At 71.4% G+C, this 10470-nt stretch carries 11 protein-coding genes and 1 pseudogene; 8 read left to right on the top strand and 4 right to left on the bottom strand.

Translation table 11 applies throughout. The annotated features are described in order from the left end of the window. Positions 1-127: 127 nt before the first annotated feature. Positions 128-415 carry an AbrB/MazE/SpoVT family DNA-binding domain-containing protein gene (locus BJF85_RS14395; protein WP_075848118.1) on the top strand — a complete coding sequence of 96 codons (288 nt, stop codon included), beginning with the start codon at positions 128-130 and terminating at the stop codon, positions 413-415. Beyond that, the gene (locus tag BJF85_RS31455) at positions 405-614 is read left to right on the top strand and encodes a PIN domain-containing protein (RefSeq protein ID WP_369822176.1); all 210 of its coding nucleotides are present in this window, start codon (positions 405-407) and stop codon (positions 612-614) included. The genes BJF85_RS14395 and BJF85_RS31455 overlap by 11 nt, the downstream gene beginning before the upstream one ends. 60 nt (positions 615-674) lie before the next feature. On the opposite strand, the gene BJF85_RS14390 is transcribed toward BJF85_RS31455, so the two are convergent. Then, a complete protein-coding gene (locus BJF85_RS14390) occupies positions 675-2912 on the bottom strand; it encodes a helicase-associated domain-containing protein (RefSeq protein ID WP_075848116.1) in 2238 nt (745 codons plus the stop codon). A gap of 156 nt (positions 2913-3068) precedes the next feature. Here BJF85_RS14390 and BJF85_RS14385 point away from each other — a divergent pair, with 156 nt between their 5' ends. The 4 genes and pseudogenes from BJF85_RS14385 to BJF85_RS14370 all read left to right on the top strand — a co-directional run bounded on the left by BJF85_RS14385 (position 3069) and on the right by BJF85_RS14370 (position 6259). Next, entirely contained in the window at positions 3069-3263 is a 195-nt protein-coding gene (locus BJF85_RS14385) for a hypothetical protein (RefSeq protein WP_083666388.1), read from the top strand. 133 nt (positions 3264-3396) lie between these two features. Beyond that, on the top strand, positions 3397-4785 hold the full coding sequence (locus BJF85_RS14380; protein ID WP_075848114.1) for an NAD-dependent malic enzyme: 1389 nt from the start codon (positions 3397-3399) through the stop codon (positions 4783-4785). 15 nt (positions 4786-4800) lie between these two features. Continuing rightward, positions 4801-5313: a cyclic pyranopterin monophosphate synthase MoaC gene (gene moaC / locus BJF85_RS14375; protein ID WP_075848112.1), complete on the top strand. Its 513-nt coding sequence runs from the start codon at positions 4801-4803 to the stop codon at positions 5311-5313. After that, positions 5310-6259 (top strand): annotated as a pseudogene (locus BJF85_RS14370) (molybdenum cofactor biosynthesis protein MoaE). Before moaC ends, BJF85_RS14370 begins: the two are co-directional and overlap by 4 nt. A 200-nt stretch (positions 6260-6459) precedes the next feature. On the opposite strand, the gene BJF85_RS14365 reads toward BJF85_RS14370, so the two are convergent. The 3 genes from BJF85_RS14365 to moaA all read right to left on the bottom strand — a co-directional run bounded on the left by BJF85_RS14365 (position 6460) and on the right by moaA (position 9031). After that, positions 6460-7104, bottom strand: coding sequence for a transglycosylase family protein (locus BJF85_RS14365; protein ID WP_075848110.1), 645 nt, complete (start codon positions 7102-7104; stop codon positions 6460-6462). A 612-nt stretch (positions 7105-7716) separates the two neighbouring features. Continuing rightward, entirely contained in the window at positions 7717-7977 is a 261-nt protein-coding gene (locus tag BJF85_RS14360) for a MoaD/ThiS family protein (protein ID WP_255375633.1), read from the bottom strand. Between the two features lie 10 nt (positions 7978-7987). Further along, the gene (moaA, locus tag BJF85_RS14355) at positions 7988-9031 is read right to left on the bottom strand and encodes a GTP 3',8-cyclase MoaA (RefSeq protein WP_075848137.1); all 1044 of its coding nucleotides are present in this window, start codon (positions 9029-9031) and stop codon (positions 7988-7990) included. Between the two features lie 193 nt (positions 9032-9224). Between moaA and BJF85_RS14350 the strand changes: the two genes are divergently transcribed. Further along, complete coding sequence (locus BJF85_RS14350) at positions 9225-9656, top strand: molybdopterin-binding protein (protein ID WP_075848136.1); 432 nt, start codon at positions 9225-9227, stop codon at positions 9654-9656. Further along, positions 9653-10441, top strand: a complete 789-nt coding sequence (gene modA, locus BJF85_RS14345) for a molybdate ABC transporter substrate-binding protein (protein ID WP_369822175.1) — start codon at positions 9653-9655, stop codon at positions 10439-10441. The genes BJF85_RS14350 and modA overlap by 4 nt, the downstream gene beginning before the upstream one ends. Positions 10442-10470 lie beyond the last annotated feature (29 nt).

Genomic DNA, 10470 nt, shown 5'->3' with positions numbered 1-10470 from the left:
CTCGCTCGGCGGCCAACCCCCGACCACCTTCCGCGAGCAGTGGATCACCAACCAACCCGCACTCTCATAACCACTGGACCACCAAACGGGGCCCAGTCATGTCGTTAGTGTCTGTCAGGATGCCCATATGTCACAGCGTCAGGTTGAAGAGCTGAACAGCAGGGTAGGCGTCAACCAGCAAGGCCGCGTGACTCTTCCGAAGCGGGCGCGGGAGGCTGCTGGGATCAAGCCCGGCGATACCCTCTACGTCCACGTCGACAAGAGCGGTGAACTCGTCCTCGAAACCCGAGCAGCACGCCTTCGTCGCATCCGATCCCTGGCCAACCCCACCGGCGATACGTCGTCGGCTGTGGACGAGTTGATCGCCGACCGCCGCGCCGAAGCTGCGCGCGAGGAACGCGAGGGTGCGGCGTGAGCACCGTGCTCGACTCGTCCTCACGCCGTTCGGCAGGGAAGACGCACTGGCTACCGCCGAACTATGGCCGCGTACCCGACGCCACGGCCTGTCTCTGGCAGATCGGGCGTGCTTGGCGCTGGCGCAGCGCCTCGACCGGCCGGTGCTCACATCGGATCGGGAGTGGAAAGCCTCGATCTCGCTGTCGATGTCCGACTGATTCGGTAGACCATGCCAACCAGGCAAAACGCGGCACACGGCAAATGAGCCGGTACCGCGTTCAGGCCTCGACGAGGGCTGCGGACGTGATGCGGTGCAGGGGATAGCGCTCGTTGTCGGAACCCTCGAGGATGCCGCCGCCGACGCGGACGGGCAGCACGATCCGCTGGGTCGCGGTGCCGTGCGAGTCGACGAACCCGATCCACACCTCGCGCTGCTCGCGGGTGGCCTGGGCCAGCAGCGCCATCGTGGCCGAGGTGTCCGAACCACCGCCCGCGGGCAGGCGGACGGTCGTGCCGCGGCGGGTCGTGGCCGCGCGATCGCCCGCCCTGATGTGCGCCAGCACCGCCGACACCTGCTCGTCGCCGATCGGCGCCGGCGCGTACGACGTGGCACCGGCCGTGGGACGGCGCTGCGCGGGCACCCGACGTCCGCTGGGCCGCAGGTCGAGGATCCGCCCGTCGGGGCCCTCGGCGGCGGGCGTGAACCCGGCTGCCCGCAACGCATCGAGCAGCTCGGCCAGCGGGAACGGACTGATCAGCACGGTCGGGGCGATCTTGCGCAGCTCGTAGTTCGCGGCGACCGAATGGGCCAGCACCTCGGCGATCAGCACCTCGTCGTCGCAGCGCAGGAACGCCGCCGCGGCACCGCCCCGCAGCCGTCCGTGCCGCCGTGCGACGTCGTCGATCAGGTACGTCAACCCCTGCGGCACCGGGGTCGCCGACCGGGAGCGGAACAGTTCGTGCAGGTCGTCGGCGGTGCGACCGGTGTCGAGCGCGCGCCGCACCGACGCCTCCGTCACCCGGTAGACCGTCGCGTGCCCCGCGGACTCGACGTCGGCGACCGTGGTGATCTCGGTGGCCAGATCGGCCTCCAGCGGTCCGGGCGCGACAACGGTCAGATCGGCCTGGACCAGCACCTCCTCGACCGGCGTGGGCATCGCGTCGGCCATCGCGCTGGCCGCGCCGTGCGGATCGTCGGTCAACAGCGCCGCGGCCGCCGACGTGATCGCCCCGAGTGCGACCATGCCGAGCGCCGAGCCCTCCGACATCGTCCAGCGCACGATGTCGTCGCGCAGCCGCCCGCCGCGCCGCGGTGCATGCCAGGCGAGGTTGGCGACCAGCTCCTCGACGCTCTTCACGCCCGCGCCGCGGGGCAGGTCGGACAACGTCGACAGCACGCGGCGACGCAGCATCGGCGCGTTCGGCCTGCGCAACTCCTCCGACAACGGCACGAGCGCCTTGTCCTTGTCGTCGCGCCGACCGGACAGGCCGGGCAGCCGCGGAAGGTCCAGCCATGCCTGCGCCAGCGTCATCCACCGGATCGCAGGCGGCGACGAGAGCCACGAGTCGGTCAGCGTGGTCGGCACCCACTCGGGCGTCGCGTCGCCGGTGGCGACGACGAGTCCCGCGCCGACGGCGAGCTCGGCCAGCATCGCCAACCGCTGCTCGTCCACGTCGATGTCCTTGGCGAGCCGTTTGACCTCGCGGACGCCGAGCCCGCCGGACTTGAGTACCGGCGACGGCGCGTCCGACCACGCCCGCAGCAGTGCCTCGGTGTGCCGTAGCAGCTCCATCGCCTCGCCCGCACCGGTCCGGTCCACCGTGGACTGCTCGTGCGGATGCAACGGCAGGTCGGGTTCGCCGAGCGAGCCGGGCGGGTGGATCGTCCCGCCGCGCACGGCGAGGCCGAGTTCGCGCGGGAGCTCCACCGTGGTCGGGTCCCTGCGGATCAGCAGTCCGCGGGCGAGCAGCTTCTGGACCGGCGTCTCCGCCGAGGCGAGCGGCACGTCGGCGGCGGCGTCCTTGGTGCGGCCGATCGGCGGGCCGGCGGCGAGGGTGCGCAGCAGCGCGCGCTCGTCGTCGCCGAGGTCGAGCGCCTCGACGTCGGTGCCCGCCAACGTCGGCATCGACTCGCCGAGTCCTGCCGGGAACGGCCCGAACACGTCGCGCGCACCGGGCGGCACCTGGAGGGCGCCGGAGTCCGGCTCGTCCCACGCCAACGCCAGTGCGAACAGGGCGTCCAGGGCGGGCTCGTCACCCAGCAGCCCCGCGAGCTCCGCGCGCGGCACCGGGGCGGTGTCGGCGCCGGCGACCACCAGCGCCTCGTACGTCGACAGGGCCGCCGAGTCCAGTTGCTCGCACGCCCGCGCGATCGATCCCGGGGTGCCGGCGCGGGTGGCCAGCACCGTGGAATCGGACGGCGGCGGGGTCGCCAGGTCGCGTCGCGCGCGCAGCAACGAGGCCAGACGTTCGTCGGACAGTGAGCGCAACCAGTCCGCGAGAGCGAGGGCGGGCATCGTGACCAGGATATCCGCAGGCGTCGGCGGACTCGCACGCTGTGACGCTCATTCACCTCCGGCCGAGCGCGGCCGGCCGGATGGCACACTGTAGGCGAGTCAAAACGGACATCGGAACGGCTGGAATCGCCGGAGGCGCCGGTGTTCGGCGGATGGATGGAGGACGACGTGGCCAAGGCCAGCGAGCAGAACAACCATCGGATCGACCCGGAGTGGCCCGATGTCGACCACCCCGTGACCGAACTGGCCGCTGACCGCCAGGGCGCGCTGTCCCCGTACGGCGAGCTCTCCTTCCCGCTCGAGGCCGTGCCCTACGAGCACCCGCAGACCGAGATCAACCGGCGGCCCTGACCCCCGGCCCGTCCCGGTCCTGACCAGGGCGAAGTTACCGGCGAGTCACCCCGTCGGGGGTCGGTGGCGACGGCCACGCGACTAGTGTTGTCGCGTAGTCGATTGCCGTTGCGACCTCACGGGGGTTAGTGCCATGCCGGTTCCCGGTCCGGGATATTCGATCACCGTCCGCGTCGACGCCCCGCCGTCGGCCAGCGCGGCCGGGGACCTCACGACCGCGGTCGGCAAGGCCGGCGGGGTGCTGACCGCGTTCGACGTCGTGGAGTCGCACGCCGACGCCATCGTCGTCGACATCACGGCCAACGTCGCCTCGGCCGACCACGCCGACGACATCACGAACGTGCTCAACGCGCTGCCCGGCGTCGCCGTGCGCAAGGTGTCCGACCGGACGTTCCTCATGCACCTCGGCGGAAAGCTCGAGGTCAGCCCCAAGGTCGCACTCCGCAACCGGGACGATCTGTCCCGCGCCTACACGCCCGGCGTCGCGCGCGTGTGCAACGCGATCGCGGCCAACCCCGACGACGCGCGCCGATTGACGATCAAGCGCAACACCGTCGCCGTCGTCACCGACGGTTCGGCGGTGCTCGGCCTCGGCAACATCGGCCCCAGCGCGGCACTTCCGGTGATGGAGGGCAAGGCGGCGCTGTTCAAGAAGTTCGCCGGCGTCGACGCGTGGCCGGTGTGCCTGGACACCCAGGACACCGAGGAGATCATCCGCATCGTGCGGGCGCTCGCGCCCGTGTACGCCGGCATCAACCTCGAGGACATCGCCGCGCCGCGGTGCTTCGAGATCGAGGCGCGGCTGCGCGAGCAGCTCGACATCCCCGTGTTCCACGACGACCAGCACGGCACGGCGATCGTCGTCGTCGCCGCGCTGCGCAACGCCCTGCGCGTGGTCGGCAAGGACATCGAGAACTGCCGGGTCGTCGTCAGCGGCGTCGGCGCGGCCGGTTCGGCGATCATCCGGCTCCTGTTGCGGAAGAACCCCGCCGACGTCGTGGCCGTCGACATCGACGGCATCGTCCACACCGGACGCGAGGGTATGGACCCCAACCTGGAGTGGGTCGCCGAGAACACCAACGTCGAGGGCAGGACCGGCACACTGCACGACGCGCTCGTCGGCGCCGACGTGTTCATCGGCGTGTCCGCGCCGAACCTGTTCGGCGGCGAGCAGGTCGCGACGATGAACGACGACGCGGTGGTGTTCGCGCTCGCCAACCCCGACCCGGAGATCGACCCGATCGAGGCGCAGCAGCATGCGGCCGTCGTCGCCACCGGCCGCAGCGACTACCCGAACCAGATCAACAACGTGCTCGCCTTCCCCGGCGTGTTCCGCGGTCTGCTCGACGCCCAGGCCCACGACATCGACGACGAGATGTTGCTGGCCGCCGCCGACGCCGTGGCCGACGTCGTCGACGACCGGCTGAACGCGTCGTTCATCGTGCCCAGCGTGTTCGACGCCGCCGTGGCGCCCGCGGTCGCGGAGGCCGTGCGCTCGGCGGCGGTGGCGGAGCGGAGCTGAGCTAGCCTTTCGGGTGTGAGTGAACTCAGCCACGTCGACGACGCCGGGCGCGCCCGGATGGTCGACGTCTCCGCCAAGGACGTCTCCGCCCGCACCGCCGTCGCGAGCGGGCGCCTGCGTACGACGGCCGAGGTCGTGGGCCTGATCTCCAGCGGCGGCCTGCCGAAGGGCGATGCGTTGACCACGGCCCGCATCGCCGGCGTGATGGGGGCGAAGAAGACCTCCGAGCTCATCCCGCTGTGCCACCAGATCGCGTTGACGAAGGTCGACGTGAGCTTCGAACTCGAGGACGCGGCCGTACGCATCGAGGGCCTGGCGCGCACGAGCGATCGGACCGGCGTCGAGATGGAGGCCCTGACGGCCGTCACCGTCGCCGGGCTCGCCCTGCACGACATGATCAAGGCGGTCGACCCGGCCGCGACGCTCGACGGCGTCCGCCTCGAGACCAAGGACGGCGGCAAGACCGGATCCTGGCGCCGTCCCGGCGGGACCGAGGCCGGTTCGCCGGAACCGGGGGCCGGGCGATGAGCCGCGCGGCGCGGGTCGTCGTCGCCTCCAACCGGGCATCGACGGGCGTGTACGAGGACCGGACCGGCCCGGTAATCGTGTCGTGGCTGGCCGAACGGGGTTACGACGCTCCTGCGCCGCTCGTTGTCGGCGACGGAGAACCGGTGGCCGGGGCGCTGCGCGACTGCCTGGCGGACGAGGTCGACGTGATCGTCACGACCGGCGGCACCGGCATCTCGCCCACCGATCGCACACCCGAGGCGACCCGCGGTGTGCTCGACCGCGAGATCCCCGGGCTGGCGGACGCCGTCCGCGCGGCGGGGTCCGACGTCGTGCCGACCGCGATGCTCTCCCGCGGCGTCGCCGGCGTGGCCGGCCGGACGCTCGTGGTCAACCTGCCGGGCTCGACCGGCGGGGTGCGGGACGGACTCGGCGTGCTCGAGCAGGTGCTCGACCATGCCGTCGAACAGATCGGAGGAGGGGACCACGTGCGCGCCGAAACGGGAACAGAGGCCGGGAGCGGAGCCGCGGCCGGGGGACCGCGGGTGCGGATCCTGCGGGCCGACGTCACCGAGGAGCAGCTGTCGGTCGACGAGCACGCCGAGCTGGTCGGCGACGACGCGGCCGGCGCCGTCGTGACGTTCGGCGGCGTGGTGCGCGACCACGACGGCGGCAGGACCGTGACGTCCCTGTACTACGAGGGACACCCGACGGCGGGCACGGTGCTAGCGGAGGTGGTCGCGGACGTGGCGAAACGCCGCAGCGGCGTGCGGGCCGTGGCGGTCAGCCACCGCATCGGCGCCTGGAGATCGGGGACGTGGCCCTGGCGGTGGCGGTGGCGGCCGAGCACCGGGGCGAGGCGTTCTCGACGTGCTCGGATCTGGTCGACGAGGTCAAGGCCAGGTTGCCGGTGTGGAAGCACCAGTGGTTCGGCGACGGCTCCGACGAGTGGGTCAACAGCCCCTAGTCGCTGGGCCGATCGGTGCGGCCGGGTCATCCGTCCGAGGGAGTGCGCCCACTGACGTTCGCACCGGGACCGGTGCTCATTAAGGTCTGAAACAGGCGTAGGGCCCCACCGTCCGGGGGACACGGTGGGGCCCTACGTGCCGGCCGGGTGCGAGCACCCGGCCGGCATCCGCGCCTCGCGGATACGCCGTCGGCGTCAGATCACTGCGTGGCGATCTTCTGGCCGACAACGATGAAGTCGGCGTTGGAGATGAAGCCGTCGTTGAGCTCGAGCAGCTCGTTGAAGCCACCCTCGACGTTCTTCTTGTTGGCGATCTTGCTGAGCGTGTCGCCCTTCTTGACCTCGTAGTCACCGTCCGGGTTGTCCTTCGCAACCGCGGCCGGAGCCGGGGCCGGAGCGGGCTCCTCGACCGGAGCCTCCTCGACGGGCGCCTCCTCGACGGGGGCCTGCTCGGCCGAGCCGCCGGTGTTGCTGCCGGAGTAGCTGGCGCTCGAGCCCGCCTGGGCGCCGCACACCGGCCATGCGCCGATGCCCTGACCCTCCAGGGTGCGCTCGGCGACGGCGATCTGCTGCTCGCGCGAGGCGTCGGCCGGGTTGCCCGTGCCGCCGTAGGCCTCCCAGGTGCTCTGGGAGAACTGCAGGCCGCCGTAGTAGCCGTTACCGGTGTTGATGCTCCAGTCGCCGCTGCTCTCGCACTCGGCGATCGCGTCCCAGTTCACGCTCTGGGCCTGCGCGGGGGCCGCAGCCAGAGCCAGGGGGGCACCCACGGCGAGGCCGGCGACGGCCACGCGGGCGAGGGTGCGGGAAGCGGAGGAGGACTTACGGTGCTTGCCGCGATAAGCCATTTCGACTCTGTCTCGCCTTCCGCGCCTGACGTGGAGCAGGGCAGGCCGCAGCGGCCAGGCTGACCCTCTCGGGCCGGCAACGTGCCGATCGGGTTCGGCTCGTTCCCTCGTCGTCCCAGTCCGGAAGTTCTTTCGCTCGGGGTCGGGTCCGGAATTCCGCGGACTGGGCGAGGCGCGTCGGAATCCCGGTGTTGTGTTGCTCGTGGTCGGTTCGGGGCCAACCGAGAAGCGACGGTACGTAACGAGTTGGATGATCGGAAATTTTTGAGCACGTGGCCTAGGTCACAGTAACGGCATGCAACCTTTTGCGATCACGCTGTTTTCGCAGGTCAGTGATCTGTTACGACGCCGTATCCGTTCCGAGATCTTTCACTCTTCGTGAGGCTTGTGTCACGTCATTTTGGCGCGAATGGACCGTTCGTGATGGCCACTCAGGCCTGTTGGGAGCCGACGAATCGGGCGGTTCGGGCGCGCTCGTCGTCCCGGGATGCTCGGTTGTTTCGGGCTTCGGTCGACCGTGTGACAGCGAGGCGAACCAGCGGTAACACCCCCGCGGCGGGTAGGACGATCGGCGGCGGCGCCGGGTGGCGGAACTACCGTCGGTCACCTGTCTCAGCCGCCGGCGAACGGCGGCAGGACGTCCAGTTCCGCGTCGGCGGGCAGGGTCCGGTCCCGGTGCCGCACGGCGACACCGTCGACGAGGAAGCTCGCGGCGTCCAGGATGCGCGGCAGTCCGCCGGGATGACGGGTGCGCAGCGCGGCGACCGCGTCGGCCACCGTGGCGCCCTCCGGCAGTTCCAGGGTCTCCGCCTCGACGCCGCTGGCGGCGCGCGCGGAGGCGAAGTAGCGCACGCGCACCGTCGTCGCTGCCACAGGCACCGCGTCAGCCTCCGATGGAGCTCATCGGCCGGAGCGGCTGTGCGAAACCGGCCTCGTTGATCTCGTGTCCGGCCAGTTTGCCCCACATCGTGGCGCGCCAGGTGCCGGCGATGTCCTCGTCGCTCGCCCCGCCGCGCAGCAGCATGCGCAGGTCCGTCTCGTCGGAGCTGAACAGGCACGAGCGCACCGCACCGTCGGCGGTGAGCCGGGTGCGCTCGCACGCCGAGCAGAACGGCCTGGTGACCGACGGGATGATGCCGACCTCGCCGGGGCCGCCGTCGACCAGCCAGCGTTCGGCGGGCGCGCCGCCACGCTCGGCGGGGCTCGGCGTCAGCGTGAACTCCGTCGACAGCAGGTCGAAGATCTCGCCCGCGGTGATCATGGTGGAGCGGTCCCAGCCGTGCTGGGCGTCCAGTGGCATCTGCTCGATGAACCGCAGGTGGTAGCCGTGCTCGAGGGCGAACCGGAGCAGGTCGGTCGCCTGGTGCTCGTTGACCTCGCGCAGCAGCACCGCGTTGATCTTCACGGGCTCGAGCCCCGCCTCACGGGCCGCGGCGAGGGCGTCGAGGACGTGCCGCAGCCGGTCGCGGCGGGTGATGAGCTCGAACGTCTCGCGGTCGACCGAGTCGAGGGAGACGTTGATGCGGTCGAGGCCCGCTTCGGCGAAGGCCCGGGCGCGCTTGGCGAAGCCGATGCCGTTGGTCGTCATCGACAGTCGCGGCCGCGGTTCGAGCGCCGTGATGCGGGCGACGAGGTCCTCGAGCCCGGGGCGCAGCAGCGGCTCGCCGCCGGTGAGTCGGATGTCGGTGACGCCGAGCAGGCGCACCGCGATGTCCATGAGGCGCACGAGCTCGTCGTCGCTCAGCACCGCGGTGTCGGGCATCCAGTCGAGGCCCTCGGCGGGCATGCAGTAGTTGCAGCGCAGATTGCACTTGTCGGTCAGGGACACGCGCAGATCGGTGGCGACCCGGCCGAACGTGTCGATCAGCGCCGGGCTGTCGGGCCGTGGCCGAGTGCTCGCCGAACGCGCTCCCGGCACGCTCGGCATGCCGAGGCTCACCGCCGGGGCCGGATCCGTGTCCGGACGTGCGGTGGCCTCCGTTGGTCCCGCCTGTTCCGTGCGCTCGATCGCCATCATCGTCCAGCCTAGTCACGACCCCCGACAGGACGTGAGATCACGACGGCAACGAATCGGCAGCGCAATCTGGTCTTTTCGCAGATGCGGAGTTAGCGTGCGATTCATGCCGCAGTTTCGGTTCTCGGAGGCCGCCCGGTTGATGGGCGTCAGTGACGACACGATCCGCCGCTGGGTCCGTTCCGGCCAGTTGAACTCGGGGGAGGACTCGGCGGGCCGCAAGGTCGTCGACGGTGCCGAGCTCGCCGCGTTCGCGCGCAGACAGGCGGTGGCCTCGTCCCAGCAGGAACGCACCGCCGAGTCGGCTGATCCGACCGCGGTGGGTAGGTCGGCGCGCAACCGCTTCGTCGGGCTCGTGACGAACGTCGTGGCCGACACGGTGATGGCGCAGGTCGAGGTGCAGTGCGGCCCCCACCGCGTGGTGTCGCTGATGAGCACCGAGGCGGTCGAGGAACTGGGCCTGCGGCCGGGTGCGCTCGCCGTGGCCGTCGTCAAGGCGACGCAGGTGATCGTCGAGACCCCCGGAGCCACTCGATGACCAGCAGCTTCCAGATGAACAGCCTCGGGATGAAGCGGTGGGCCCGGCGCGGAGCGGCGGCCGGTGCCGCGCTGATCCTGATGGCCGTGGGCGGGTGCTCGCCGGGCGGGACCGACCGGACGACGCTGAACGTGTTCGCCGCGGCCTCGCTGACCGAGTCGTTCGGCGAGCTGAAGGACACCTTCGAACGCGAGCACCCGGACGTCGACGTGCGCCTCAACCTCGCGGGTTCCTCGGCGCTGGCCCGGCAGATCGCCGAGGGCGCCCCCGCCGACGTGTTCGCCTCGGCCGATGCCGACACGATGGCCGACGTCGCCGACGACATGGACGGCCCGGCCCGCACGTTCGCCACGAATCGGCTCACGATCGCCGTACCGGCCGGCAACCCGCGGGACATCGACGGCTTCGCCGACCTCGCGGGCCCCGACGTCACGCTCGTCGTGTGCCAGCCGCAGGTGCCGTGCGGCAACGCGACCGAGACGCTCGCGCGTGCGTCCGGGACGTCGTTGAGCCCGGCCAGCGAGGAACAGGACGTCAAGGACGTGCTGGCCAAGGTCGTCACCGGCGAGGCCGACGCGGGCCTCGTGTACGCCACCGACGTGCGTTCGGCGGGCGACGCGGTCGAGGAGGTCCCGATCCCCGGGGCCGACGAGGCGGTGAACCGCTACCCGATCGCGGTCTCGGCCTACGCCGACGAACCCGAGCTGGCGACCGAGTTCCGCGACCTGGTGCTCGGCGAGCAGGGCCGCGCCGCGCTGGAGAAGGCCGGTTTTGGCACGCCGTGACGTCGCGGCCCGGCCACGTGGTCGGGCGG

Source organism: Saccharomonospora sp. CUA-673, assembly GCF_001942305.1.
In the GTDB taxonomy this organism is placed as follows: Bacteria; Actinomycetota; Actinomycetes; order Mycobacteriales; family Pseudonocardiaceae; genus Prauserella.
Note: the sequence above shows the minus strand (reverse complement) of the source record. Positions and strands in the feature narration are given on the sequence as shown.